Source organism: Streptomyces sp. NPDC015220, assembly GCF_043079345.1.
Lineage (GTDB): Bacteria > Actinomycetota > Actinomycetes > Streptomycetales > Streptomycetaceae > Streptomyces.
On record NZ_JBIBUK010000011.1, the window covers coordinates 78,200 to 103,084 of the forward strand.

General features: G+C 74.9%; 21 protein-coding genes. 10 read left to right on the forward strand and 11 right to left on the reverse strand.

Features of this window, described 5'->3' with window-relative positions; translation table 11 throughout:
* Positions 1-8: 8 nt before the first annotated feature.
* The gene (locus ACF061_RS22120) at positions 9-938 is read right to left on the reverse strand and encodes a M48 family metalloprotease (RefSeq protein ID WP_392268640.1); all 930 of its coding nucleotides are present in this window, start codon (positions 936-938) and stop codon (positions 9-11) included.
* Positions 935-1,306, reverse strand: a complete 372-nt coding sequence (locus tag ACF061_RS22125; RefSeq protein ID WP_392268641.1) for a BlaI/MecI/CopY family transcriptional regulator — start codon at positions 1,304-1,306, stop codon at positions 935-937. Before ACF061_RS22125 ends, ACF061_RS22120 begins: the two co-directional genes overlap by 4 nt.
* 499 nt (positions 1,307-1,805) lie before the next feature.
* Here ACF061_RS22125 and ACF061_RS22130 point away from each other — a divergent pair, with 499 nt between their 5' ends.
* Entirely contained in the window at positions 1,806-2,546 is a 741-nt protein-coding gene (locus ACF061_RS22130; RefSeq protein ID WP_392268642.1) for a dienelactone hydrolase family protein, read from the forward strand.
* A 24-nt stretch (positions 2,547-2,570) separates the two neighbouring features.
* Here the strand turns inward: ACF061_RS22130 and ACF061_RS22135 are convergent, their stop codons facing one another.
* Positions 2,571-3,476, reverse strand: coding sequence for an aldo/keto reductase (locus ACF061_RS22135; protein WP_392268643.1), 906 nt, complete (start codon positions 3,474-3,476; stop codon positions 2,571-2,573).
* A gap of 196 nt (positions 3,477-3,672) precedes the next feature.
* Positions 3,673-3,840, reverse strand: a complete 168-nt coding sequence (locus tag ACF061_RS22140) for a hypothetical protein (RefSeq protein ID WP_392268644.1) — start codon at positions 3,838-3,840, stop codon at positions 3,673-3,675.
* Positions 3,841-4,107: 267 nt separating this feature from the next.
* Here ACF061_RS22140 and ACF061_RS22145 point away from each other — a divergent pair, with 267 nt between their 5' ends.
* A complete protein-coding gene (locus tag ACF061_RS22145; protein WP_392268645.1) occupies positions 4,108-5,646 on the forward strand; it encodes an SDR family oxidoreductase in 1,539 nt (512 codons plus the stop codon).
* Between the two features lie 313 nt (positions 5,647-5,959).
* Positions 5,960-7,333, forward strand: a complete 1,374-nt coding sequence (locus ACF061_RS22150) for a cryptochrome/photolyase family protein (protein WP_392268646.1) — start codon at positions 5,960-5,962, stop codon at positions 7,331-7,333.
* 12 nt (positions 7,334-7,345) lie between these two features.
* On the opposite strand, the gene ACF061_RS22155 is transcribed toward ACF061_RS22150, so the two are convergent.
* Both ACF061_RS22155 and ACF061_RS22160 read right to left on the reverse strand, forming a co-directional pair.
* Complete coding sequence (locus tag ACF061_RS22155; protein ID WP_392268647.1) at positions 7,346-7,807, reverse strand: SRPBCC family protein; 462 nt, start codon at positions 7,805-7,807, stop codon at positions 7,346-7,348.
* 197 nt (positions 7,808-8,004) lie between these two features.
* Positions 8,005-9,453 (reverse strand): hydrolase, encoded by a 1,449-nt coding sequence (locus ACF061_RS22160; RefSeq protein ID WP_392268648.1) that lies wholly within the window; start codon positions 9,451-9,453, stop codon positions 8,005-8,007.
* Between the two features lie 218 nt (positions 9,454-9,671).
* Here ACF061_RS22160 and ACF061_RS22165 point away from each other — a divergent pair, with 218 nt between their 5' ends.
* Positions 9,672-9,938 (forward strand): GlsB/YeaQ/YmgE family stress response membrane protein, encoded by a 267-nt coding sequence (locus ACF061_RS22165; protein WP_392268649.1) that lies wholly within the window; start codon positions 9,672-9,674, stop codon positions 9,936-9,938.
* Positions 9,939-10,505: 567 nt separating this feature from the next.
* Here the strand turns inward: ACF061_RS22165 and ACF061_RS22170 are convergent.
* The gene (locus tag ACF061_RS22170) at positions 10,506-11,285 is read right to left on the reverse strand and encodes a GNAT family N-acetyltransferase (RefSeq protein WP_392268650.1); all 780 of its coding nucleotides are present in this window, start codon (positions 11,283-11,285) and stop codon (positions 10,506-10,508) included.
* A gap of 386 nt (positions 11,286-11,671) precedes the next feature.
* On the opposite strand from ACF061_RS22170, the gene ACF061_RS22175 reads away from it, so the two are divergent.
* Positions 11,672-12,190 (forward strand): GNAT family N-acetyltransferase, encoded by a 519-nt coding sequence (locus tag ACF061_RS22175; RefSeq protein WP_392268651.1) that lies wholly within the window; start codon positions 11,672-11,674, stop codon positions 12,188-12,190.
* Between the two features lie 128 nt (positions 12,191-12,318).
* Here ACF061_RS22175 and ACF061_RS22180 read toward each other — a convergent pair whose 3' ends face one another.
* Entirely contained in the window at positions 12,319-12,987 is a 669-nt protein-coding gene (locus ACF061_RS22180; RefSeq protein ID WP_392268652.1) for a chaplin, read from the reverse strand.
* 285 nt (positions 12,988-13,272) lie between these two features.
* Here ACF061_RS22180 and ACF061_RS22185 point away from each other — a divergent pair, with 285 nt between their 5' ends.
* Complete coding sequence (locus ACF061_RS22185; RefSeq protein ID WP_392268653.1) at positions 13,273-14,919, forward strand: alpha/beta hydrolase; 1,647 nt, start codon at positions 13,273-13,275, stop codon at positions 14,917-14,919.
* Between the two features lie 21 nt (positions 14,920-14,940).
* Here the strand turns inward: ACF061_RS22185 and asnB are convergent, their stop codons facing one another.
* Positions 14,941-16,782 (reverse strand): asparagine synthase (glutamine-hydrolyzing), encoded by a 1,842-nt coding sequence (asnB, locus tag ACF061_RS22190; protein WP_392268654.1) that lies wholly within the window; start codon positions 16,780-16,782, stop codon positions 14,941-14,943.
* 326 nt (positions 16,783-17,108) lie between these two features.
* Here asnB and ACF061_RS22195 point away from each other — a divergent pair, with 326 nt between their 5' ends.
* Together ACF061_RS22195 and ACF061_RS22200 are read left to right on the forward strand one after the other, a co-directional pair.
* Positions 17,109-18,209: a chemotaxis protein gene (locus ACF061_RS22195; RefSeq protein ID WP_392268655.1), complete on the forward strand. Its 1,101-nt coding sequence runs from the start codon at positions 17,109-17,111 to the stop codon at positions 18,207-18,209.
* A gap of 70 nt (positions 18,210-18,279) precedes the next feature.
* Positions 18,280-19,305, forward strand: a complete 1,026-nt coding sequence (locus ACF061_RS22200) for a Gfo/Idh/MocA family protein (protein WP_392268656.1) — start codon at positions 18,280-18,282, stop codon at positions 19,303-19,305.
* 80 nt (positions 19,306-19,385) lie between these two features.
* Here ACF061_RS22200 and ACF061_RS22205 read toward each other — a convergent pair whose 3' ends face one another.
* Positions 19,386-19,799 (reverse strand): SsgA family sporulation/cell division regulator, encoded by a 414-nt coding sequence (locus ACF061_RS22205; protein WP_392268657.1) that lies wholly within the window; start codon positions 19,797-19,799, stop codon positions 19,386-19,388.
* A 416-nt stretch (positions 19,800-20,215) separates the two neighbouring features.
* Between ACF061_RS22205 and ACF061_RS22210 the strand changes: the two genes are divergently transcribed.
* A complete protein-coding gene (locus ACF061_RS22210; protein ID WP_392268658.1) occupies positions 20,216-21,640 on the forward strand; it encodes a SpoIIE family protein phosphatase in 1,425 nt (474 codons plus the stop codon).
* Positions 21,641-21,688: 48 nt separating this feature from the next.
* On the opposite strand, the gene ACF061_RS22215 is transcribed toward ACF061_RS22210, so the two are convergent.
* Entirely contained in the window at positions 21,689-23,182 is a 1,494-nt protein-coding gene (locus ACF061_RS22215) for a hypothetical protein (RefSeq protein WP_392268659.1), read from the reverse strand.
* A gap of 235 nt (positions 23,183-23,417) precedes the next feature.
* Here ACF061_RS22215 and ACF061_RS22220 point away from each other — a divergent pair, with 235 nt between their 5' ends.
* Positions 23,418-24,560 carry an aminoglycoside phosphotransferase family protein gene (locus ACF061_RS22220; protein WP_392268660.1) on the forward strand — a complete coding sequence of 381 codons (1,143 nt, stop codon included), beginning with the start codon at positions 23,418-23,420 and terminating at the stop codon, positions 24,558-24,560.
* Positions 24,561-24,885 lie beyond the last annotated feature (325 nt).

Consider the following 24,885-nt stretch of genomic DNA (forward strand, 5'->3'; position numbering starts at 1 on the left):
GGCAGGGTTCAGCGGGGCTCCTCGCCCTGGGCGACCTCGACCCGGTGGTGGAAGTCGATCATTCCGGTGGCCGAGGAGACCAGGGAGACCGCCGTGCAGGCCAGCAGCAGCGCGGCGATCAGGCCCGCGGCACGGCGTGGGGTGTGCGGGGCGGCGAGAAGGGCCCTGACGCGCTGGGGAACGGGGCCGGAGGCGGCGGCGGGGGCGAACCGCGGACGCGTGGAACCGGCCTCCTGCGCGGCCAGCGCGGCGCGGGCGATGGCGCGGGCGGTCAGTCGGCGGTCGCCGACGGCCCGCGCGGCGGCCTCGTCGGCGGCGCGTTCGGCGGCCAGGCGGATGGCGCCGCGGACCGGGCGCAGCGCCGGGTGGCAGTGGGCGGCGAGTTCGGCGGCGGCGAGGAAGTAGTGGTGGCCGCCCCGGTTGTGGGCGCGCTCGTGGGCGAACAGCGCCTCGCGCTCGGCGGCGTCGAGGCTGCGCAGCATCGCGGTGGTCACGACGATGCGGTGCGGGCGGCCGGGCAGGGCGTACGCGTCCGGGTGCGGGGAGTCGACGACGCACAGGTCGCCCGCCGCGGGCCTGCGGCCGGCCTCCGTGCGCGCGCTGCGGAAGGCCCGGAACTCGCGCAGCGCCGAGCGGCCGAGGGCGCCCGCGCTGACGGCGAGCGCGCCGACCGACAGCGCGGCCGCCGGCCCGACCAGCGGGCCGGGGGCGGTGGACAGCGGATGCACCAGATCGCCCAGGGCGGCGAAGACGGGCAGCTTCAGCAGACCGGTGAGGACGAAGCCGCCGAGCGCGGCGAGCGAGCAGCCGGCGAGCACGACCACGGTCAGGGTCAGCACCCGCAGGGCGGCGACGGGAGCGAGCCGGTCGAGGGCGCGCCGGGCCAGGGCCGGTACCGCGAACGGCAGCAGCAGGGGCAGGAGCAGCAGCGCGGTCATCGCTCTCCGGGTTCGAGCAGGTCGCGCAGGACACGCTCGTCGTCGGGGCTGAGCTGGGCGACGAACCGGGCGAGCACCGTCTCGCGGTCGGCGTCGCGGTCCAGCTCGGAGTGCATGCGGCGGGCGGTCAGCCCGTGGGCGTCCTGGACGGGGTAGTAGGCGTAGCCGCGCCCCTGCCGGTGGCGCTCGACCACGCCCTTGTCGTGCAGCCGGGTCAGGATCGTCGTCACGGTCGTGCGGGCCAGGCCGGCGCCGAGGCTCAGCTGGACCTGCCCCGGGGTCCGGGGCGCGTCGGCGGCCCACAGGACGGCCATGACGCTGGCTTCGAGCTCGCCGGCCGGCCTGCGTTCGTCCTTCGCGTCGGTCATGGGAACGTTCCTCACCCCGTCTTCGTCTACGACCCGGTGGACCGTCTACACAATCGTAGTCAGTCGGGTGCCGTCCTCCGCACGCGGCCGCGCCCGCCTGCCCATTATGGGAGGGGGCGCCGGGAACGGCGGCGGGGATGCGCACACCCGTGCGCAGGTACGCCCGTACCGTCCGGCGGCCTCGGGCGTCCGGTCCGGGCCCTCCCGCGCGCCCGTGGCCTGCCGCGCGGGGCGGCCGGACGCCTCGCGGGAGCCCGCGGGACCGCACCGCGCGGCGGGATGGGACCACGCCGACCGCGCCGGCTGTTCCTCGCCGCGGACGCCCCGCGCCTCCCCCGGCGCGCGCCGCACGGGACGCCGCGCGGCGCGGGGACGGGGCCGGGCGGGTGCGGTGGTCGCAGCCCCGCGGAATCGGCGCGGTGACGCGGTAGGGATTTCCCGGGGGACCCGCTCCGCGGCGCACCGCGCCGCCCCGAGACATCCGCAGGAGCTGAGTCAGATGCCCGGACGGCCGAAGCCCGCCGAGACCCCCGCCCGCCAGAACGTGACCTTCCCGAGCGCGGGAGCCACCGCCCACGGCTACCTCGCGCTGCCGCCGTCCGGACGCGGTCCCGGAGTCCTCGTCATCCAGGAGTGGTGGGGGCTGACGGACCACATCGCCGACGTCGCCGACCGGCTGGCCGCGGCGGGCTTCGTGGTGCTGGCCCCCGACCTGTACGGCGGCAGCGTGGCGCACGACGCCGAGGAGGCCCTGCGGATGATGAAGGCGCTGCCGGTCCCCCGCGGCGTCGAACTGCTCCGCGGCTCGGTGGACCACCTGCTGTCACGGCCCGAGGTCACCTCGGACGCGGTCGGCGCGGTCGGCTTCTGCATGGGCGGCGGCTTCGTGCTCTGCCTGGCCGCGGTCGAGCCGCGGGTGAGCGCCGCGGTGCCCTTCTACGGCGTCGTCCGGGGCGAGCTGCCCGACTTCTCCGCCCTGCGCGCCCGGATCCTCGGCCACTACGGCGAACAGGACCGGAGCATCCCGGTGGAGAGCGTCGGTGAACTGCGCGAGGCCATCCGCGCGCAGTCCGGCACCACACCGGACCTGCGCCTCTACCCGGCCGGGCACGCCTTCTTCAACGACCGCCGCCCGAGTCACGACCCGGACTCGGCCGACCGCGCCTGGCGGAGCACCGTCGAGTTCCTGCACGAGTGTCTGGGCCGGCCGGACGCGGGGACGGGGGCCGACGACCGGTGAACGCCGAGCGGCGGCCGGCGACGGTCAGGCGGCCCCGGCGTGCAGGGCGTCGAGCCGGGCCAGCTCCTGCCCGGTCAGGCGGATGGCCCCCGCGGCGACGTTCTGCACGAGGTGGTCCGGGTCGCCGGTGCCGGGGATGGCCAGCACGTGGGGGCCCTGGTGCAGGGTCCAGGCGGTCCGGATCTGGGTGGGCGTCACGCCGTGGGCCGCGGCGACGGCCGCGACCGCCTCGTCACGGTCCTCGGCCGCGCCCCGCTCCCCGCGCTCGCCCGCGATGGCGTAGAACGGCACGAAGGCGATGCCCTGTTCCCCGCAGAGCCGCAGGAGTTCGTCGGCGGCGGGGGTGCTCAGCCCGAGCCCGAAACGGTTCTGGACGCTGACCACCGGCGCGATGGCCCGGGCCTCGGCGAGGTGGCGGGGCTGGACGTCCGAGAGGCCGAGGTGCCGGATCAGGCCTTCCTCGCGAAGTTCGGCGAGTGCGCCGAAGTGCTCGGCGACGGAGTCCTGGCGCATGCGGCGCAGATAGACCAGGTCCAGGTGGTCCCGGCCGAGCTGGCGCAGGTTCTCCTCGACGTGTCCGCGCAGTTGGTCGGGCCGGGCGGCGGCGCCCCACTCGCCGCGGTAGTCGCGGTACGGACCGACCTTGGCGGCGATGAGCAGCTCGTCCGGGTAGGGCGACAGCGCGCTGTTGATCAGTTCGTTGGCGGAGCGCAGCGCGGAGAAGTAGAAGGCCGCCGTGTCGATGTGGTTGACGCCGAGCTCCACCGCCCGGCGCAGCACGGCGATCGAGCGTGTCCGGTCGCTCGGCGTGCCGAGGTGGAAGGCGGCGCTGCCGGTGAGCCGCATCGCGCCCAGGCCGATCCGGTTGACGGTGAGGTCGCCGGTCCGCCAGGTGCCCGCGGCGTCCGCGGTGATCGTTTCCGTGGTCATCGCCGGAGTCTCGCACACCCCCGGCCGGGGGCCCGGGCGGAGCAACGGCCGCCCGTGCCGCTCTCCCCCGCGCCGCCGAACCGGCCTGGCCGCGGACGGTGGGACGGCCGCAACCGCGTCGTGGCCGCGGGCGGGCGGGTCCGCCGCCGGACGCCGGGGCGTCCCGGCCCGCGTCATGGCCGTGCGGAGCCCCGGCTCAGTCCTCCTCGGCGCCCGGCACCACGACGAGGAAGGCGTCGGACTCCAGGTCCATCACCACGGTGGCGGGCTCGCCCTCCGCCCTGCGGCGCGCCGCGTACTCCTCGGCCGGCCACGACCCGCGCGGAGAGCCCGCGGGAAACCGCTCCAACACCTTCGCGCCCATACCGGCAGACACCTCCGTGTGTGAACACTCGACTTCACCGAACACCGTGTGGCTCGTACAGTCCGCCTGCCCGCTGCCGACCGGACCATGTGCGCCCCGCCGCGCACACCCCCGGGCGGCCCGCGCACACCCCCCGGGCGGCCCGCGCACCGCGTCCGGTGCCCGTCCGCCCCGGGAAGTGGCCCGGGAGGTGATGAGGGGAGACCATCGCAATGACGGGAAACCATCGGAACGACGGGCGACCGCCGAGCGGAAGGGCACGGGCCGATGAACGGTGACGAGGTACGGGGACGGCCGCGCAGCCTGGTCACGGGCGCCACGGGCTACATCGGCGGCCGGCTCGTCCCGGAGCTGCTGGCCGCCGGACACCGGCTGCGCTGCCTGGCACGCTCGCCGGGCAAGCTGCGCGACCACACGTGGGCGGGCGATGTCGAGGTGGTGCGCGGGGACGTCACGGACGCCGAGTCGACGGCCGCGGCGATGCGGGACGTCGACGTGGCGTACTACCTCGTGCACGCCATCGGCACCGGCGGGGACTTCGAGGAGACCGACCGCGGCGCGGCGCGGATCTTCGGTGAACAGGCCCGCGCGGCGGGCGTGCGGCGCATCGTCTACCTGGGCGGGCTCACGCCCACCGGCGTGCCCGAGCGGGAGCTGTCGCCGCACCTGCGCTCGCGTGCCGAGGTCGGCCGCATCCTGCTGGACTCCGGGGTGCCCACCACGGTCCTGCGCGCCGCGGTGATCATCGGCTCCGGCTCGGCCTCGTTCGAGATGCTCCGCTACCTCACCGAACGCCTGCCGGTGATGATCACGCCGAGCTGGGTACGCACCCGGATCCAGCCGATCGCCGTGCGGGACGTGCTGCGCGTCCTGGTCGGCAGCGCGCGGATGCCGGCCGAGGTGAACCGCGCGTTCGACATCGGCGGGCCGGACGTCTTGACGTACCGGGAGATGATGACCCGCTACGCGGCGGTGGCGGGCCTGCCGCACCGGCTCATCCTGCCGGTCCCGGTGCTCACCCCCCGGCTGTCCAGCATCTGGGTCGGCCTGGTCACACCGGTCCCGGCCGCCATCGCCCGGCCGCTCACCGAGTCGCTGCGCCATGAGGTCGTCTGCCGCGAGCGTGACATCACCCGGTACGTGCCCGACCCGCCCGGGCACCCGATCGGCTTCGACGAGGCGGTCCGGCTGGCCCTGCAACGGGTCCGGGACGCCCAGGTCACCACCCGCTGGTCGTCCGCCTCGGTGCCCGGCGCTCCCAGCGATCCGCTGCCCACCGACCCCGACTGGGCGGGCGGCAGCCTCTACACCGACCACCGGGAACTGACGGTCGCGGCCCCGCCCGAGGCGCTGTGGCGGGTCATCGAGGGGATCGGCGGCGACAACGGCTGGTACTCCTTCCCGCTCGCCTGGGCGCTGCGCGGCTGGCTGGACCGGCTGGCCGGCGGGGTGGGGCTGCGCCGTGGCCGCCGGGACGCCCACCGGCTGCGGGCCGGCGACTCGCTGGACTTCTGGCGGGTGGAGGAGATCGAGCCGGGGCGGCTGCTGCGGCTGCGGGCCGAGATGCGGCTGCCGGGCCTGGCCTGGCTGGAGATGTGCGCCGGCACGGACGCCACCGGCCGCACCCGCTACCGCCAGCGTGCCCTGTTCCACCCGCACGGGCTGCTCGGGCACGCCTACTGGTGGGGCGTCTCGCCCTTCCACGCCGTCGTCTTCGGCGGCATGGCGCGCAACATCGCGCAGGCGGCCGCCGGTTCGGCCCCGGCGCGGCCGGCCGACCGGACCGCCGGACGGCCGGCCTCCTGACGCCGGCCCGACGGTGCGGCCCCCGGGCGGTCCCCGGGCGGTCCCGGCCGGTCGCCCGCACGAGCCCCGTACGGGTCCCGGACGCCCCGGCCGCGAGGGGGCGGGCCCGGCCGGACCCGGCCGGCCTCCTGCCGCGTCCGGCCGCCCACGACGCCACGGGCCGCATCCGGGAAACACCCGGCACCGGAAGTAGGGTCGTGTGGGCCGGTTCCCGCAGGACGACCGCCCGGGAGCCGGCCTCCCGGACACCGGTCCCCCGGCGCCCCTCAGCAGCGCACCGTCCCGTCCGCTCCTCCCTCCCGGAGACCGCACCATGAACGTCTCGGTCGTCCTGTTCACCGCCGACCTGCGCCTGCACGACCACCCGCCGCTGCGGGCCGCCCTCGACAGGGCGGGGCAGGTGGTGCCGCTGTTCGTCCGGGACCGGGCCGTGGACGCGGCCGGATTCGCCGTGCCCAACCGGCTGGCGTTCCTCGCCGACTGCCTGGCCGACCTGGACGCGGGGCTGCGGCGGCGCGGCGGCCGGCTCGTGGTGCGCTCCGGCGACGTGGTCGAGCGGGTCCGCGCGGTGGCCGCCGAGGCGGGCGCCGACGAGGTGCACCTCGCGGCCGACGCGAGCGGCTACGCACACCGGCGCGAGGAGCGGCTGCGGCGTGCCCTGGAGGCGGACGGGCGGCGGCTGCACGTGCACGACACCGTGACGACGGCCGTGCCGCCCGGGGCGCTCACCCCGTCCTCCTCGGACCACTTCGCGGTCTTCACGCCGTACTACCGCAAGTGGTCCGTGCAGGCCCTGCGCGACCCGCTCGGACCGCCCCGTTCCGTCCGGGTGCCGGACGTCGTCGGATCCGAACCCCTGCCGGCCCGTGCGGACGTGACCGGCGTGTCGGCCGGGCTGGCCGCCGGCGGCGAGAGCGAGGGCAGGAAACGGCTCACCGCGTGGCTGCGCTCCGGGATCGCCGCGTACCAGGACCGGCACGACGACCTGGCCGGCGACCAGACCTCACGGCTCTCGCCGCACCTGCACTTCGGCACGCTCTCCCCGGTGGAGCTGGTGCGGCGGGCGCGGCGGACGGGCGGCCCGGGCGCGGAGGCGTTCGTGCGGCAGCTCGCCTGGCGCGACTTCCACCGGCAGGTGCTGGCCGCCCGGCAGGACACCGCCCGCGACGACTACCGGACCAGGCACGACCGCTGGCGGACCGAGCGTGCGGCGCGGGCGGACGTCGAGGCGTGGCGGGAGGGGCGCACCGGCTACCCGGTCGTCGACGCGGCGATGCGCCAGCTGAGCCATGAGGGCTGGATGCACAACCGGGGACGGCTGCTGACCGCGAGCTTCCTCGCCAAGACGCTCTACGTCGACTGGCGCGTGGGCGCCCGGCACTTCCTCGACCTCCTGGTGGACGGCGACGTCGCCAACAACCAGCTCAACTGGCAGTGGGTGGCCGGAACCGGCACGGACTCCCGGCCCAACCGGGTCCTCAACCCGGTCGTCCAGGGCCGGCGGTACGACCCCGACGGCGCCTACGTACGGCGCTGGGTGCCCGAACTCGCCGCGCTGGACGGGTCCGCCGTGCACGAGCCGTGGAAACTGCCGGGCGCGAAACGGGCGGCCGTCGACTACCCGGACCCGATCGTGGACCTCGCGGAGGGGCTCGCGCGCTTCAGACGGGCGCGCGGACTCGACTGAGCGGCGGCCGGGTCAGTCGCCCGGGACCTGCCAGGGGTCCTGCGGCAGCGGGCTGCCGGTCTCGATCAGCGACTTCAGGTTGGACAGGACCGCCGGCCAGCCGCGCGAGACGTCCGCGAGCTCGCCCTCGTCGTTGAGTTCCTCGTGGGTGACGGTGAGCCGGACGATGTCGCCGTGCGGCCGGATGTCGAAGGCGACCCGGGAGTGCCGGTCCGGGCGCTCCTCGTCCCCCGGCGCGGACCAGGTGGTCACCAGCCGGGTCGGGCGCTCGGCCACGAGGACGGTTCCGACGACGTCCGCGACCTGGGAGCCGTCCGTGCGGAGGTGCTCCCAGCGAGAGCCCGGCTCCCAGTCCGAGACGTTGCTGTGTCCCCAGTAGGCGGCGGTCAGATCGGCGTCCGTCAGGGCGTCCCACACCGTCTCGGGTGTGCTCTCGATGTAGGTGACGTACACGTAGCTCGGCTGGTCGGACATGGCTTCCTCGGCTCGTCGCTGCACGGCGCCGAGCGCGTGGGGGCGCGGCGCCCGGCCTTCTCGATCCACCGCCCCCGGATCTCGTGGAGCGGGACCGGATCGGGGCTCATGCAGGCATTCTCCCGCGTGTCGGGGGAACGGGTGGGCCCGCCGTACGGTCCGGCGGGCCCGCACCGACGCTGTTGCTCCCCTCCGCGTCAGCCGACGTCGAGCGCCGTGTCGTCGACGACGAACGACGTCTGGAGCTTGGAGCCCTCCGTTCCGGTGAACCTGACCGTGATGGTCTGCCCGGCGTAACCGCTCAGGTCGAGGGCGCGCCGGGTGTAGCCGGCCGCGGCGTCGAGGTTCGAGTAGGTGGCCAGGGTGCCCAGGACGGTGCCGGAGCTGTTCAGGACCTGCGCCTTGAGGGTGTCGTAGGCGGTGCTGGTCGTGGTCTCCGCGGTGTCGACGTGGAGGTAGAAGCTCAGGGTCGCGGCGCAGCCGGCGGGGATGGCCACCGACTGGGAGAGGGTGTCGGTGGTGGCGGTGCCGTTGCCGTCGAGCCAGGCGTAGTACGAGCCCGAGCGGGCGGACTCGCCGGTGGAGTCGGTGATCACGCCGCTGCCGGCGCTCCAGATGGAGTTGCCGGACTCGAAGCCGCTGTTGCGCAGGAGCTGGGCCGCGGTGCAGGAGCCGGCCCCTCCGCCGCCGCCGCTGCCCGAAGCGGCGAGCCAGGCGGTGGCGTTGAGTGCGAGGGCGGCGTTGGTGGCGCCCGTGTCGTTCCAGCCGTCGTAGAGCGTGTTGCCGGACTGGCCGGTGCCGTCGTCGATGGGCGAGCTGTCGCCCCAGAAGGCGACGCGGCCGCTGCCGAACGTGCTGGTGACGAAGAAGGCGCCGGTGTTGCCGGAGTAGCCGCCGCGGTAGACCAGGCCCTTGACGGAGGAGTTGTCGGACGGCTTGAGCGTGGCCGTCGTGCCGTTGGCGAACAGGCTCTTGGTGACCGTGCCGAAGGAGCCGTGCAGCACCGGGTCGGTGCTGTCGCCGATGGCGGCCGGGTAGCCGGAGGCGACGTTCAGCGAGTCGATGGAGAAGCCGAACGGGTCGGTGGAGTCGACGCTGTTGTTGCTCATCAGGTCGTTCAGGATCTGCACCGAGTCCTTGCCGTCGTTGTTGCGGTCGGACCCGGTGTGGTCGGAGATCATGAACAGCCCGCCGCCGTTCTTGACGAAGTTCATGACGGCGGTCTTCTCGGCCGCCGTGAACGACGTGTTCGGCTCGGGCAGGACCAGCGTGTCGAAGTTCGACAGGTCGGTCGTCGAGGAGCCGCCGTAGGACAGGCTCGAACCGGACGGCAGCGTCCTGAGGCTGTAGCCGCCGGCCTTCTGGAGGGCGACGCCCCAGGAGGAGAGGGCGCCGGTCCAGTCCTTCTCGGCGGACGGGGAGGGGTTCTGGCCGAGCGGGTCGGGCTGGCTGGTGGAGATGATCCAGTCGGCGTTGCCGGCCGTCTCGGCGTGGGCGTTGTCGAACAGGACGCGGTGGGTCGCGGTGGTGGCCGCGTGGGCCGGCGTGGTGCCGGCGGAGACCTGCAAGGCGGCCGAGGCGGCGAGCAGCCCGAGTCCGGCCAGCGCGGCGGCGACTGTGCGGGGGGACCTTCTGGATCCGAGCATCCGGCGAACCTCCGAGTGGGGTGAGGGGGCGGCGCGGGCGCCGTGTCTTCGCGCGTAGAACGGGTAGGCGTCGAGCGTTCTACACGCGTCGATCAATTGAAAGGTACATGGCATGACTGAACGATGAACAGAAAGACCCGGCAATAACCCGAACGGAGTGCTCTCCGCCGCAGCGGGCATTCGAACAACGCAAAGACGTACGACAAAGAGGGGCGAAGATGGAGATCAGCGGCATCATCAGTGCCATCGTCATCGGCATCATCATCGGCGTCCTGGGACGACTCGTCGTCCCGGGCCGACAGCACATCGGCGTCATCTGGACGATTCTCATCGGCATCGTCGCCGCGCTGATCGGCGCGGCGATCGCGGGCGCGCTCGGCGTGGCCGACACCAAGGGCGTCGACTGGATCGAGTGGCTCATCCAGATCGCCCTCGCCGCGGTGGGTGTGGCCGCGCTGGACCGGGCGAAGACGGCACACCGCTGATCCGGCCGCCCCGGGGCCGCGCCCCGTGCGGGACGGTGACGTGCGCGGGGGGGGGGGGGGGGGCCGCGCCCGGGGGGGGGGGGGGGGCGCCCGGGGGGGGGGGGGGGGCGCGCGCGGGGGGCCGGCGGGGGGGGGGGGGGGGGGCGCCCCGCCCCCCCCCCGGGCGCCCCCCCGGGGGGGGGGGCCGCCCGGGGGGGGGGGGCGGGGGGGGGGGGGCCCCCCCCCCCCCCGGGGGGGGCGGCCCCCCCCCCCCCCGCGGTGTGCCCGGCGACCGTCCTCCGTGCGCGACGGCGACCGGTCGCCGGGCACATCTGCCGCCCCCTTGGCGGCTGCGACCGGGCCGGTGCGGGCTCGTCGACCGCGAGGGTCCTCCGGCCGGTTCGCCGGAGGTGGCGTCGCAGGAGGCACCGCGCGGCGTCCCCGCGGGCACACCGCCGGACGCGTCCGCCGCAAAGTCGGCGCGGCCCTGGTCGCACGGCCCGTCCCGGTCACGGACGCGCGCGTCCAAGCGGCTCGCCCGCTCCCCTGCCCGCGCCACGGCGACGAAGCCCGTGCGCCCGTAGGCGGTTACGGTTCGTAGACGTACGGCGTCGTGGTGGTCAGCGGGGCGAAGCCGAGGCGCTGGAGGATGGGACGGCTCCGGTCGGAGGCGTCGACGTGCAGGTAGCGGTAGCCGTGGTCGGCGGCGACGCGGGCGCGGTGGGCGACCAGTGCGCGGTAGATGCCGCGCCCGCGCCAGCCCTCGACGGTCCCGCCGCCCCACAGGCCCGCGAACCCCGTGCCGGGGGCCAGTTCCATGCGGGCCGCGCTCACCGGCGCGTCCCCGGCGAGGGCGACCACGGCGACGAACGTGTCCGGGGCCTCCAGGAGCCGGGCGAGGACGCGGTGCCGCAAGAGGGAGCCGTCCTTGCCGAAGGCCCGCTCGTGCGCGGCGACCAGCAGGTCGACGCCGGACGCGTCGGTGACGGGGCTCAGCCGCACCCCCTCCGGCGGCCGGGCCGCCAGGTCCAGGTCCGCGATCCGGCCGACCATGAGCGTCTCCGCCGGCCCGGCCGTGAATCCGGCGGCCCGGAGCCGCTGTCCGAGGTCCGCAGGCCGGTCGTGGCCGTACAGCTTCCACTCGAAGGCGTGCCCCAACCCGCCGAAGTGGGCGATCTGCTCGGCGATCGCCGCGTCGGCGCCCTCCGCGTCCAGAGCGGACCACAGCACACCGTTCCAGTCCCGGGCACTGGCGCCGACCTGGCGCACCACCGCTCCGACGCGCTCGACGCGCGCCCCTGGCCCGTCCGGCGGGGCGTCCCGGCGCAGATCCTGGTCGTAGCGTGCGAGTACCGCGGCGTGATCCATGCGCCCCACTGCACCAGACGGCCCCGTGTGCGGCAAAGCGATTCCCGGGGCCGCGCGCGGCCGGTACGGCGGACGGCGTGCCGAGCGCGGGAACCGCCTCGGCGCGGTCGGGAACCGCCCCCGTGCCGGTCGGTGGCCGCCCCGCCGGGCGACGGGACCTCCCCGGCCGCTCCCGTGGCCGGACGCCCGGAGGGCTGCGGGCCGGGCGGCGGGCCGGCGGCCCGCCGTCGGCGTGGTGGCCCGCCGTCGGCGTGGTGGCCCACCGTCTCCGCGGTGGCCCACGGCCGCCTGCCCCGTCCACGCGGGCCGAGCCGCCGGCGCCGCCGGGTCGCGCCGGTCAACCGGTCACTTCCACAAGCACGTTGGGGACTCTAGGGTTGCGCCTCATGGATACGTCCGATGTCACTCTCCGCCCCGTGGACGAGGCCGACCTGCCCGTCATGGAACGCGTCCTGCGCCATCGCGAGGACGCGTCGCACTTCCAGTGGTTCGGCTGGCGCGACCCGGCCCGCTGGCGCCGGATGTGGGAGGAGAACGGCCTGCTCACCGACGACATGGGGCACCTCATGGTGGCGCGCGGAGCGGAGCGGCTGGGTTTCGTCTCCTGGCGGAAGATCCAGATGAGCCTTGCGTCCTACTACTGGAACCTGGGCATCGCCCTGATGCCCGAGGCCCGGGGGCAGGGCGCCGGGACCGAGGCCCAGCGGCAGTTGGTGCGCTACCTCTTCGCGCACACACCCGTGGCACGGATCGAGGCGGACACCGAGGCCGACAACTTCGCCGAGCAACGCGCCCTGGAGAAGGCCGGGTTCACACGCGAGGGCGTGATGCGCGGTGTCATCTTCCGGGACGGACAGTGGCGGGACCACGTGCGGTACGGCATCCTGCGCGACGAACTGGGCTGACTCCTCGCCCCGCACGGACTCGGCCCGGGCCCCGCGGGGACCCGGGCCGCGGACCGGGCCGGCCGACGGCGGGTCCACCGGTCACGGCCCGGAGCCGGTGGCACCTCGCTCCGCCGCGGAGATCCGCTTCAGCGCGTCGCTCCCGGCCGGAAGCGCCGGTACAGGACGGCTCCGCCGAGCAGGAGCGCCGCGCTCGCGGCGACGGCGGGCAGGGTGTCGTCCGCCCCGGTGTGGGCGAGGGACGCCTGCGTCCGCGGCAGCGCCACGGGGTGCGGCAGCGGCTTGGGCGCCGACTCCGGCGTGGTCCGCCGCGGCGGCGTGACCGGCCGGGGGGACGCGGGCCGGTCGACGGAGGTGTTCGTGGAGGTGTTGCCGGTGGCCGGGTTGCCGACACCCACCACGTTCACGCTGTTGCCGCTGACGTTCACCGGGACGTGCACCGGAAGCTCGATGGTGTTGCCGGAGACCACTCCCGGCGAATCCTTTCCGCTCGCCTGCGCCGCCGCTCCGCCCCTCGACGACGCCCGATCCCTCCCGGCGGACGCGTTCTCGCAGTGGTTGTCCGCGGCGGGGTTGAAGAGCCCCGCGACGTTCACCGTGTTGCCGCACACGCTCACCGGGACGTGCACCGGGAGCTGGAGGGTGTTGCCCGAGAGCAACCCGGGCGAGCCGGCCGCGGCACCGTCCGCGGTGGCACCGCCGTCGGCGGCGAACGCGGCGGACACCGGCACCGTCATCACCATCGCGCCGGAGACGGCGGCGGCGGCGATCACACCGTTTCGGGTAACCCGTTTCATAGGTTTCTGTGCCTTCCAGACAAGGTCGCGGGCGCTCGCCCGCACCGGGTAAAACGCCGGTGGACGGTCCGGGTTATGGCTGACCGGCCTTTCACCCCTTCGGGCGCCCGGTTGTCGAACACCGCGCGGAACGTCGCACGCAGCGGCGGACCGCGACGGTCGGAGGCGAAACACCTGCCTCCCGGCGGCCGGCACGGACCGCCGGGAGGCGGCCTCCCGGGGTGCCGCTTATGGTGTTCGAGGGCGCCCTCCCGGCTCCGCGGCGGCGCGTCCCTGGAGGCATCGATGCTGGCCAAGCTGTCGACGCGACCCGCGGCCCGGCGGTGCACCGGTGCCGGAGCCCTCGCACTGACCCTGCTCGGCTCGGCGCTGACCGGCCCGGCCCTGCCGGCGGCCGCGGGCGACGACGCGCACCGCCTCGACCGCTTCTACCGGCAGCGGGTGGCGTGGTCGGCGTCGGCGTGCGACGTGGGCTCGCCGAAGGACCTGCAGTGCGGGAAGGTCTCCGTCCCCCTCGACTACGCCGCCCCGGGCGCGGGCACCCTCGACCTGGCCCTGGCCCGCTACCGTGCCTCGGGTCCGTCCAGGCGGGGCTCGGTGGTGCTGAACTTCGGCGGCCCCGGCGGCGCGGGCGTGGCCGCGCTCACGTCCGACGGCAAGGAGTTCATGGACCTGACCAACGGCTACGACGTGGTCACCTTCGATCCCCGCGGCGTCGGCAGGTCGTCCCCCGTCAGCTGCGGCGTGGGCGCCGGCGCGACCTCCTCGGACACGGGCGGCGGCACCGCGGGCCGCCTCGACCTCGGCAGCGTCCAGGCCGCGCGCAAGGCGCTGGAGGAGTGGAAGAAGGTGGCGGCCGAGTGCGCCCGGCACTCCGGTCCGGTCCTGCGCCACATGGGCACCGTGGACGCGGCCCGGGACCTGGACGTCATACGCCAGGCGCTCGGCGACCGGAGACTCAACTACCTGGGCTTCTCCTACGGCACCCGGCTCGGCGCGGTGTACGCCGCGCAGTTCCCCGGCAAGGTGGGGCGGCTGGCCCTCGACGGAGTGGACACGCTCACCGAGTCCCTGGCCGAGCAGGGCCGGGTCGCCGCGGAGGGCCAGCAGACGGCGCTGGAGGACTTCCTCGACTGGTGTGTGCAGGACATCGCCTGCCCGTTCGGCCAGGACCGGCGCCAGGCCGGCGACCAGGTGGTCCAGCTCGTCAGGGCGCTCGACGAGAACCCGGTGCCGACGGGCTCCGGCGGCAGGTTCTCCGGGCAGGACCTGGTGGGCGCGATCGGTCAGGCGCTCTACAGCAAGGCGATGTGGCCCTCCCTGGAGCGGGCGGTCGCCGCACTGGTCCAGGACGGCGACACACGGGGCGTCCAGGCCTTCTCCTCGGGCGGCGCCGCCCTGGCCGAGCCGCCCGGCCGGCCGGCTGCCGCGCCCCACCCGCGCGACGGCTCGGTGGTGGCCGCCTCGGACGTCCCGCCGGACAACATGCCGGCCGCGTTGATGGCGATCGACTGCGCGGACGACCCGGACCGGCCCGGCGCCGAGCGGATCGCCAAGGATCTCGGGCGGCTCGGCGCCGAGTACGAACAGGCCTCGCCCGTCTTCGGCCGCTACCGGCTCAACCAGCTCCTGATGTGCTACGGGAGGCCCGGGGGCACCACGTTCATCCGTGACCGGGTCAAGGACGTGCACACGGCGAAGATGCTCCTGGTGGGCACCCGCGGCGACCCGGCGACGCCCTACCGGTGGACCGTGGAGACCGCGCGACGGCTGGGCCCCTCGGCCGTGGTGCTCGACAACCGCGGCGACGGCCACACGGGGTACGGCTCCTCCCGGTGCGTGCACCGCAAGGTGAACGACTTCCTGCTCTACGGCTCCCTGCCGCCCGACGGCAGCTCCTGTCCGGCGGACACGCCGGACAGGAGCGGATGAGGGCGGGGACCCCAGGGCCGGTCAGCCGGTGACGATCTCCGGGCGGTACAGGTCCAGCCACAGCGCGAGGTCGAGGGTCCTCTCCAGGCCCCGCCGGGCCGCCTGGGTGCTGACCGGGGTGACGCGGTGGGCGGCCTCACGCACCCGTTCCCGGTCGACCAGGTCGAACACGGGGTGACCGGGCCGGGCGAGCAGGTCCCTGACGTGGCCCCGGAGCGCGGTGGCGTACGCCGGGTCCTGCGTGGACGGGTAGGGGCTCTTGACCCTGTCGTACACGGACTTGGGCAGCAGGTCGGCCGTCGCCTCCCGGAGCAGGCTCTTCTCCCGGCCGTCGAACGACTTCAGCGACCAGGGGGTGTTGTAGACGTACTCCACGAGCCGGTGGTCGCAGAAGGGCACCCGGACCTCGAGGCCGACCGCCATGCTCATGCGGTCCTTGCGGTCCAGGAGGACGCGGACGAAGCGGGTCAGGTGCAGGTGGCACATCCTCCGCATCCGGTACTCGAAGTCGCTCTCGCCGTCGAGCCGTTCGATGCCGGTGACGGCGGTGCGGTAGCCGTCGGCAATGTACGCCGGCAGGTCCAGGGCCCGGGCGAGGTCCGGCCGCATGACGTCGCCGTCGTCGCCGAAGTCCCGGGCGTAGTGCGCCAGCCAGGGGAAGGTGTCGGCGTTCCGGGCGCCCTCGTCGAAGAACTGCTGGTACCCGCCGAACACCTCGTCGGCGGACTCGCCGGACAGGGCGACGGTGGAGTGGTCGCGGATGCTGCGGAACAGCAGGTACAGGGAGAAGTCCATGTCGCCGAAGCCCGCGGGCAGATCGCGGGCCCGGAGCACCTTCGCCCGTACGTCCGGATCGGCGAGGGTGTGCGCGTCCAGCACGATGTCCTGGTGGTCGGTGTCGGCGGCCTCCGCCACGTCGTGCACGAACGGCGTGTCGGGGGTGGCGCGCAGTTCGTCGGCGACGAAGCGGTCGGTCTGGCCGGCGAAGTCGACGGCGAAGCTGCGCACCTTCTCGCCCTGCTCGCCGAGTTGGCGGGCGGCCAGCGCGGTCATGGCGGAGGAGTCCAGGCCGCCGGAGAGCAGGGTGCAGCGGGGCACGTCGGCGACGAGCTGCCGGCGCACGATGTCGTCCAGGAGGGTACGGACGGTGGCGACGGTGGTGTCGCGGTCGTCGTGGTGCGGCCGGGTGCTCAGCCGCCAGTAGGCGCGGGTGCGGCGGCCGGTGCGGTCGACGGTGACGACCGTGCCGGGCTCGACCTCGCGCATGCCGTCCCACACCGCGTGGCCCGGCGTCTTGACGAAGCTGAACAGCTCCCGCAGGCCGTCGAGCGTCACCCGGCGGCGGACCAGCGGGTTGGCGAGGATCGCCTTGGGTTCGGAGCCGAACAGGACGCCGTCGGGGGTCGGGTGGTAGTAGAACGGCTTGATGCCCATGCGGTCGCGGATCATGACGAGCTTGTCGTACCGGCCGTCCCAGACGGCGAAGGCGTACATGCCGTTGAGCCGTTCGGCGACGGCGTCGCCCCACTCGAGGTAGCCGCGCAGCACGACCTCGGTGTCGGAGTCGGTGCCGAAGCGGTGACCGCGCTCGGCGAGCTCGGCGCGCAGTTCGGGGAAGTTGTAGGTCTCCCCGGAGTAGACGAGCGCGACCGTGCCCTCGGAGGTGTCGGCGGTCATGGGCTGGCGTCCGCCGGGCAGGTCGATGATGGCCAGCCGGCGGTGTCCGAGGGCCGCGGGCCCCTCGGCCCAGACGCCGCGGTCGTCCGGGCCGCGGCAGGCCATCGTCTCGGTCATCGCGTCCAGTGTCGCGGCCTCTCCCCTCAGGTCGCGGTCGAAGGAGATCCAGCCGGTGATACCGCACATGTCGCACCTCCTGGCGAACCAGTTGCATCGTGCACCTATATGACGAGCGTGTGTCACCGGCGGCGGGCCGGTCAACGCGGCCGGAGTCGGAACGGTCGCGCGGGCGCCGCGCTTTCGGCCGCGCTTTGCCCGGACGTCACCCGCGCCCCCGCCGCGCACCGAGGCGCGCCCGCCGGAATCCGGCCACGGGCAAAGACTTGCCCAACACCCGGTCGCACCCGCCCCCGGCACCGCGGCGACCGGGCTCCCGCACAACCGGTTACCCCGGCGGAAGCACCCTGATTACTCCAAATGCCCGAGATGCGATTCGGCCCTATGGTGCTGTCATGGAGCACGATCTGAGTCCCGCGACCCTCGCCGAGCTGCGGCGCCAGCGCAGCTACCCCGCGGTGTCCGTGCTGACGCCGACGCACCGCCGGGAACCCGACAACGCACAGGACCGGGTCCGGCTGCGCAATGTCGTGGCCGAGGCCAAGAAGCAGCTGGAGACCGACCCGGCGGTCACCCGGGAGCGGCGCGCCGATGTCGTACGGCAGCTCGACCAGGCCCTCTCGGAGGTGGATCTGACCTACGCCGAGGACGGGCTGCTGATCTTCGCCGCGCCCGGCGAGCACCAGGTGTGGTCGCTCGGCCGCGCCGTTCCGGAGCGGGTGGTGCTCTCGGACACCTTCCTCACCCGCAACCTGGTCTCCGCGCACGCCGCCGAGCGCCCCTTCTGGGTGCTGTCCCTCGCCGCCGACCGCGTGACCCTGTGGAGCGGCGGCCCCGACCGGGTCACCGAGGACCGCACCGGCGGTTTCCCGCTGACCCGGGACCTGGCGGAGAACTTCGACGCCGAGCGCCAGGAGCAGATCGGCGACGCGCCGAGCACGTTCCGCGACGAGCGCACCCACCACTTCCTGCGGGAGGCCGACACCGCGATGCGGGCGGTGCTGCGCGAGCGCCCGCGCCCGCTGTACGTCACCGGCGATCCGGGGGCGCTGTCCGTCCTCGACGAGCTCGGCGGCGTCGCCAGGTGCGCGGTGCACGTGCCGCACGGCGGGCTGTCGCACGGCACCCCCGACGCGGTGTGGCGTGCCATCCGGCCGGTGCGGCAGGCCCAGGCCCGCCAGGACACCGACGCCGTGGCCCGGGAGCTGGAGACGGCGCGGGGGCGCAAGGAGTTCGCGGCCGGCGTCGACGAGCTGTGGCGCAACGCGCGGGAGGGCCGGGTCCGGCTGCTGGCGGTCGAGGAGAACTTCCGGGTGACGGTGCGCGACGACGCCGGCGACCATCTGGTCCCGGCCGACAGCGGCGACCTGGACGCCCGCGAGGACATCGTGGACGAGATCGTCGAGCAGTGCCTGGAGACCGGGGCCGAGGTCCGCTTCGTCCCGGACGGCACCCTGGGCGACGAGCAGGGCATCGCCGGCGTGCTGCGCTACTGACGCCGCGGCGCCTCCCGGCCGACGTCTACGCTACGGCTTGCGCGATCGTCGGCGAGGAGGGAGTTCGCACGTGGGTGACCTGCTGGGCGTGGCCGTGCTGGGTGCCGGGCACATGGGGGCCGATCACATACGGCGTCTCGACCAAGTGGTGAGCGGAGCCAGGGTGGCCGCGGTGGCCGACCCCGACACCGCGCGGGCGAAGGAGGCCGTCGGCCCGATCGAGGGCGTCTTCGTGCACACCGAGGCGACGGCCGCGCTCGACGCGCCCGGCGTCGAGGCGGTGCTGATCGCCTCGCCCGGGCCCGCCCACGAGGAGGCGCTGGTCGCGGCCTTCGCGCGCGGTCTGCCGGTGCTGTGCGAGAAGCCGATGGTGCCCGACTCCGCCGGGGCGCTGCGGGTCGTGGAGGCGGAGGCGCGGCTCGGACGGCGGCTGGCCCAGATCGGCTTCATGCGGCGCTACGACGCCGGGTACCGGCGGCTGAAGTCGCTGCTGGACAGCGGGGAGCTGGGACGCCCGCTGATGCTGCACTGCACCCACCGCAACGTCTCCTCCCCACCGGACTTCACCAGCGCCATGCTGATCAACAGCTCGGTGTCGCACGAGATCGACGCGGCCCGCTGGCTGCTCGGGCAGGAGCTCACCGCGGTGACCGTGCTGCGCCCGGCGCCCTCCGCACAGGCCCCGGCTGGTCTGCTGGACCCGCAGTTCGTTCTCTTCGAGACCGAGCGGGGCGCGCTGGTGGACGTGGAGGTCTTCGTCAACTGCGGTTTCGGCTACCAGGTGCGCTGCGAGGCCGTGGGCGAGGCGGGCAGCGCCCGGATCGGCGACGAGCACGGAATGGTCGTGACCGCGCGGGGCGGCGCGCGCGAGGAGGTGCCGCAGGACTACCTGGTGCGGTTCGCCGACGCCTACGACCGCGAGGTCCAGGCCTGGGTGGACGCCACCCGGTGCGGGCGGGTCACCGGTCCGGGCGCGTGGGACGGGTACGCCGCCGCGGCCGTCGCCGAGGCAGGGGTGCGGTCGCTGGAGGGCGGGGGCCGGGTGGCGGTCGGCCTCGCCGCGCGCCCGGACCTGTACGCGCGGGGCGGCCGCTGAGATTGGTGGCCGGCGGGGCGGAGCGCGGCGCCGTCCGCCTCGCCGCCCACGCTCCGGGCCGGCCCTCGTACGCGTACTCGTCAGACCGTGCCGAACAGGGCGTCGAGCCCCCGGTCGACGGCCGCCCCGACGTCTTCCCGGCCCGCCGCGACCACGGCGTAGGTCCGCAGCAGGAAGCGGCGCAGCGCCGAGGTGTCGAACTGCAGGAGGGCCATGCCGGACCGGGAGTGCAGTTCGAGCACCGTACGGCCCTGTCCGCAGGGCCACAGGTGCACGTCCCCCGTGCCGGCCGGCCTCCCCAGTCCCTCCTCCAGCAGGGCGCGGGAGAAGGTCCAGGAGACCTCCTTGCCGTCGAGTGCCGCCTCGGGCGGGAAGTCCATGTGCACGGCCAGCGGGTCCCCGGCCGCGTAGCGGAGCGTGGCGGGCACGGCGACGTCCCGCTCGCCCATGGTGATCAGGCGGGCCCGGACGGGTTGTTCGAGGGTGATGTCCATGGTCGGTCTCCCCTGCGGGTCGGAGGTCGGCCGGTTTCGCCGTGTGTTCTTAGGAGTCCGCGGGGGCCCTTCGCATTACGTCCGGCCGCCACCAATTGATGTGACCTGCATCACACTTCTTGTCGTGCACGTCACGGACCGGCCGAGAGGGAACACATCGCCGTCGAACAGGCTCTCCATTGACCGGCCGGACCGCCCGACAGTCCCTCACATCGCGTAGCCGCCGTACGTCCCGGCCCACCGCACACCTACTGCACAGGCGCCGTCCAGCCGCCCCTCGGGGACTGTGGCATATGCCAGAAGCACCACCGGATCGGGTGTCGCCAAATCACTCACGGGCCGTCGCCGGCTGTGCAACAGTCGTAACGGTCCCTCCCACCGCCCTGACCCTGCCGTCCCCCGCATCGGAGTGCGTCATGCCGTCCCACCTCTCCGCGGACCGCCCACCCGCCCAGCGGCCGGGGCGCGGCACGGTCGACGCCCTGCTCTCGCGGGCTCGTCGGCCGAAGGGCGAGGGGGACGCCGGGCGACGGGACGCGCCGGGCGCTCCCACCGACCCGCGGGGCCGGTGGGAGCGCGCCCTGTCGGACCTGGCGCCGCAGCGGCTCCGGGACCTCGACGAGCACTCGGCCCAGCTGCGGGACGGCCCGCCCGGCACCACGGACACGGCACACGTCGCGACCGCGGAGCCGGACGGCGGGCCGCACGGCTCGCTGCTCGGCCGGGTCGGCAGCGCGGAGTGGAACCTGCTCACGGACGAGGCCGGCTGGTCCGGCGAGCTCTACCGGATCCTCGGCCTCGACCCCGCCGCGCCCGCGCTCACCCTCGACGAGCTGCCCTCGCTGGTGCTCGAGGAGGACCGTCCCCTGCTGACCGCGCTGGTCACCGGCTGCCTGGTCGACGCCAGGCCGGTCGAGGGGGAGTTCCGCATCGTACGGCCGGACCGCACGGTCCGCACGGTGCACATGATGGGCGAGCCCGTGCTCGACGCCGACGGCGCCACCGCCTCGATGTGGGCGGTGCTGCGGGACGTCGGCGAACCGCGTCGCGGCCGGTCGGCGGTGCGCGAGACCCGTGACTCGCCGCGGCACCACCGGCCGCGGGCGCGGACCGGGCACCGGCTCGCGGTCGAGTCGCGGGAAGCCGTGCCGCCCCCGTGGCGCGGCTCCCCGCGGCTCCCGCGCCCGGGCGGGCCGGCACTCGACCTGGCGGCGCACCGGCCGGCCGGCCCGACGGGCCCGGCCGGCGGCGAGTGGTGCGACACGCTGGAGCTCCTCGACGGGGACACCGTGCTCGGCGTCGGCGGCCTCGCCGGGGGCGGCTCCGGCGGGGCGCCCGGCCCGTCGATGCTGCTGGGCGCCCTGCGCGGCATGGCGATGGCGGGCAGCGGCCCGGGCCGGCAACTGACCCTGCTCAACCGGCTGCTGGGCACCACCGCCACCGCCCGGCCCGCCCTCGGCGGCGCCGTCTGCTGCCGCTACCGCCCCGGCACCCGCACCCTGGTGTGGGCCCGGGCGGGGCATCCCGCCCCGCTGCTGTTCCGCGGCGGCACGGGACGAGCGCTGGCGGCACCGGACGGCACCCCGCTCGGCGCCGCGCCGGACACCGCCTACGGCCAGGCGGAGGAGACCCTCGAACCAGGCGACCTGCTCCTGCTGCACACCGGCGGACCGGCGCCCGGACACGGTGGCACGGACACCGTGGACCGCCTGCTCGGCCTCGCTCCCCGGTTCCGCACGGCGCGCGGCGCGCAGGACTGCGTCCGGGCGGTCGTGGAGGAGTTCGGCGGGAGCCGGCGCGAGGGTGCCGCCTGGGTGCTCGTCGCAAGGGTGACGTCCTAGCCCTGCGTGCGAGGCGCCCGGCGGGGCGGGCAGGCGGCGCCGGCGCCCCTACGCCGGTGCGCCGGCGCCGCCCTTGCCCCTGGGCTTGGGCAGGGCCAGCCAGATCTCCTCCCGCAACTCGTGGATCTTCGGGTAGGTCGCGTACTCGGCGGTGAGCCGGTACATCTCCCGCAGCCGGTCCCAGGTGCGCCGCGAGGAGTTCGAACCCATCGACATCAGCGCCAGCCGGGCGTACCCGACCGCCTGTTCGGGATCGTCCGCGATGAAGCAGGCGGAGGCCATGGACAGGTGGTCGAAGATCTTCGAGCGCTCACGGCCGTCGACGCGCAGCACGAGGGCCTTCTCCGCGTAGTACTGGGCGTGGGCGGCCGCCGCCGGGTCGAACTCCGCCAGCGTGCGGTACGCGAGCGCCTGCATGCCGTACAGGTCCTCGTCCTTGAAGGTCTGCATCCAGTCGAGCGGTTCGGCCTCGCCCCTGACCGAGACGAAGAGGTCCTCCGCCTGCCCGAGGGTGCGGCGCATGGCCTGCCCCTTGCCCATCGACGCCTGTGCCCAGGCCTCGATGGTGTGGAACATCGCCTTGGTTCGCGGCTGCAGACGGTCGCCCGAGCCGGACTGGGCGAGCTTCATCAGGTCCAGCGCGTCGTCGGGCCGGCCCAGGTGCACCATCTGACGGGCCGCACGGGACAGCGCCTCGCCGGCCCGCGGCCGGTCGCCGCCCTCCCGCGCGGCGTGCGCGGCGATGACGAAGTACTTCTGGGCGGTCGGCTCCAGGCCGACGTCGTGCGACATCCAGCCCGCGAGGACGGCCAGGTTGGCGGCGACGCCCCACAGGCGCCGCTGGAGGTGGGGCGGATGGCGGTAGGCGAGCATGCCGCCCACCTCGTTCAGCTGGCCGACCACCGCCTTGCGCTGCAGCCCGCCCCCGCGGGCCGCGTCCCACGCCCGGAACACCTCCACCGAGCGTTCCAGTTCCTCGACCTCCTGCGCCCCGACGGGGGCGGCGTCGTAGCGGTCGAATCCGGCGGGGTCGGCGTGCAGGGGTCGGTCGAGTTCGGGAGCGTCGGCCTTCAGGGCCGGATCGGTGTGCAGCCAGTCGTGCATGGCACCGCTGAGTGCGGATCCCGCGGTGAGCGCGACACCCGCGCCCACCAAGCCGCGTCGGTTGAGCATGAGGTCCATTCCCGTGAATTCGGTGAGGACCGCGGCGGTCTGCTCGGGCGCCCACGGCACTCCGTCGGGATGTTCCACGTCCCCGTCGCCCTGCCGTCTTCCCGTGCGCCCGTGCCGTACCAGACCGAGGTCCTCGATGGTCACGACACGGCCGAGACGCTCGGTGAACAGGGCCGCCAGCACCCGTGGCACGGGATCGCGCGGGATCTCTCCCATGTCGATCCAGCGCCGGACCCGGGAGGTGTCGGTCGCCAGCTGGGGGTGGCCCATGGCCGCCGCCTGCCGGTTGACCAGCCTCGCGAGCTCTCCCTTGGACCAGCCGGCCAGGCCGAACAGGTCCGCGAGACGGGTGTTGGGTTGTCCTGTCACGTCAAGCCCCCAGGTACTCGGCTGAGTTGACAGTAGACCCGGGGCAACTTGCCGGGCGACTATTCGCCAGGGTTCGCCAGGGTGCGCCAGATGGTGTGCCACTGGGCGACGGGTGTCAGGTAGGAACGCGCCACCCCGACCCGGTCGCCGAGGGACATTCCCCAGGGTGCACCCGGGCGTCCGGGCCGGGCGGGGCGCGTCAAGCAGCAGGCACACGAAGGGATCTGTCTCGCCCATGTACGCAGCATCGTCCTCCGTGTCCGCCCCGCCCCGGTCGCTGCGCCCCCGTCCGGGCGTCGGCGCCCCCTACCTCGACCCCGCGCGCCCGGCGGCGGCCCCGGTGCTCGGCGTGGGCCGGCCGCGGCGCGCCCCGGGGTCCGGCGCGCAGCCGCTCAGCGGCCGGCTCGACCTGTCCGGCCCGCAGGGCTCCCAACTGCGCTCGGCCCTCGCCTCGGTGCAACGGATCTGTCCGGAGTTCGCGCCGGTGCAGGTGCTGCGCCGCAGCGGCCGGTCCGTGCTCCTGGTCGGCACGACCGGGCGCAGCACGGCCGTCGCCAAGTGCTTACTGGACCACTCCCCCAAATGGGCCGAGCGGTACCGGCACGAAATAGCCGCATACCGCTCGTTCGTCCGGCACCGGCCCCCGGTCCGCGTGCCCCGGCTGATCGCGGCGGACCCGGACAACTGCACGCTGGTCATCGAGCGCACGCCGGGCCGGGTGGCCGCCCTCCAGCGGCACCCGGCGGAGACCCCGCCACGGGCGGACATCAGGGCCGCCCTCGGCGCGATCTGCCGGCTGAACGCCTGGCGGCCGCCGGCGGGTACCTTCGACGCCCCGCTGGACTACGCCGACCGCATCGCCCGCGACCACGAGTCGGGATTGCTCACCGACCGGGACCTGGGCGACCTGCAGAAGCTGCTGCACGGCATCGCGCAGGCGGCCGGCCGGCAGGGCATGGGCCAGTTCTGTCACGGTGACGCCCTGCTCTCGAACATCCTGCTCTCACCGGCTGGTCCGGTGCTGGTGGACTGGGAGCACGCCGGCTGGTACCTGCCGGGCTACGACCTGGCGACGCTGTGGTCGGTGCTCGGGGACGCGCCGGCGGCGCGACGGCAGATCAGCCAGCTCGCCCAGGCGGCGGGCCCGGCGGCCCGGGACGCGTTCCTGGTGAACCTGATGCTCGTGCTCACCCGCGAGATCCGGACCTACGAGACGGCCGTGCAGCGCTCGATGAACGACACCGCCCCGGCCGCGCCCGGCGGCGCCCATCCGGGTTCCGTGCCGTCCGGCGAGGAGCAGCGGCTGCTGCTGCGGCGGCTGCACGACGACTGCCAACTGGCCCGCCGGGCCGTGCGCGCGGCGGTCGGCACTCGCTGACAGGACACGACGGAGGTCCGCGGCACGCCCGCTCGGGCGGCGTGCCGCGGACCTCCGTCGTCTGTCCCCCGGTCGTCCGCGCGGCCCCTTCCGCCTCCGGCCGTGCGGACGGCCCCGCGACCGACCGCACGGCCGTCCCGTTCAAATGTGCGAACGACTCCGCGCTCGGCCGTGCGGACGGACCCACTTTCCAGGGACGACCCACCCCACGGGCCATTGGTGTACGCCACTGACGCCCCGCAGGCCCGGGGACCGTGGCCGCGAAACTCGCCGGAATGCCGCTTGACATGGGAAATCACCCTCTGGCACGCATCATTGACGGATC

Coding starts and splice junctions, on each gene's coding strand:
- ACF061_RS22185 (WP_392268653.1), top strand. CDS start 13,273: ATGCTGGCCAAGCTGTCGACGCGACCCGCGGCCCGGCGGTGCACCGGT.
- ACF061_RS22180 (WP_392268652.1), bottom strand. CDS start 12,987: ATGAAACGGGTTACCCGAAACGGTGTGATCGCCGCCGCCGCCGTCTCC.
- ACF061_RS22165 (WP_392268649.1), top strand. CDS start 9,672: ATGGAGATCAGCGGCATCATCAGTGCCATCGTCATCGGCATCATCATC.
- ACF061_RS22205 (WP_392268657.1), bottom strand. CDS start 19,799: ATGGACATCACCCTCGAACAACCCGTCCGGGCCCGCCTGATCACCATG.
- ACF061_RS22135 (WP_392268643.1), bottom strand. CDS start 3,476: ATGACCACGGAAACGATCACCGCGGACGCCGCGGGCACCTGGCGGACC.
- ACF061_RS22170 (WP_392268650.1), bottom strand. CDS start 11,285: ATGGATCACGCCGCGGTACTCGCACGCTACGACCAGGATCTGCGCCGG.
- ACF061_RS22220 (WP_392268660.1), top strand. CDS start 23,418: ATGTACGCAGCATCGTCCTCCGTGTCCGCCCCGCCCCGGTCGCTGCGC.
- asnB (WP_392268654.1), bottom strand. CDS start 16,782: ATGTGCGGTATCACCGGCTGGATCTCCTTCGACCGCGACCTGAGGGGA.
- ACF061_RS22140 (WP_392268644.1), bottom strand. CDS start 3,840: ATGGGCGCGAAGGTGTTGGAGCGGTTTCCCGCGGGCTCTCCGCGCGGG.
- ACF061_RS22125 (WP_392268641.1), bottom strand. CDS start 1,306: ATGACCGACGCGAAGGACGAACGCAGGCCGGCCGGCGAGCTCGAAGCC.
- ACF061_RS22120 (WP_392268640.1), bottom strand. CDS start 938: ATGACCGCGCTGCTGCTCCTGCCCCTGCTGCTGCCGTTCGCGGTACCG.
- ACF061_RS22160 (WP_392268648.1), bottom strand. CDS start 9,453: ATGCTCGGATCCAGAAGGTCCCCCCGCACAGTCGCCGCCGCGCTGGCC.
- ACF061_RS22150 (WP_392268646.1), top strand. CDS start 5,960: ATGAACGTCTCGGTCGTCCTGTTCACCGCCGACCTGCGCCTGCACGAC.
- ACF061_RS22195 (WP_392268655.1), top strand. CDS start 17,109: ATGGAGCACGATCTGAGTCCCGCGACCCTCGCCGAGCTGCGGCGCCAG.
- ACF061_RS22145 (WP_392268645.1), top strand. CDS start 4,108: ATGAACGGTGACGAGGTACGGGGACGGCCGCGCAGCCTGGTCACGGGC.
- ACF061_RS22130 (WP_392268642.1), top strand. CDS start 1,806: ATGCCCGGACGGCCGAAGCCCGCCGAGACCCCCGCCCGCCAGAACGTG.
- ACF061_RS22175 (WP_392268651.1), top strand. CDS start 11,672: ATGGATACGTCCGATGTCACTCTCCGCCCCGTGGACGAGGCCGACCTG.
- ACF061_RS22155 (WP_392268647.1), bottom strand. CDS start 7,807: ATGTCCGACCAGCCGAGCTACGTGTACGTCACCTACATCGAGAGCACA.
- ACF061_RS22210 (WP_392268658.1), top strand. CDS start 20,216: ATGCCGTCCCACCTCTCCGCGGACCGCCCACCCGCCCAGCGGCCGGGG.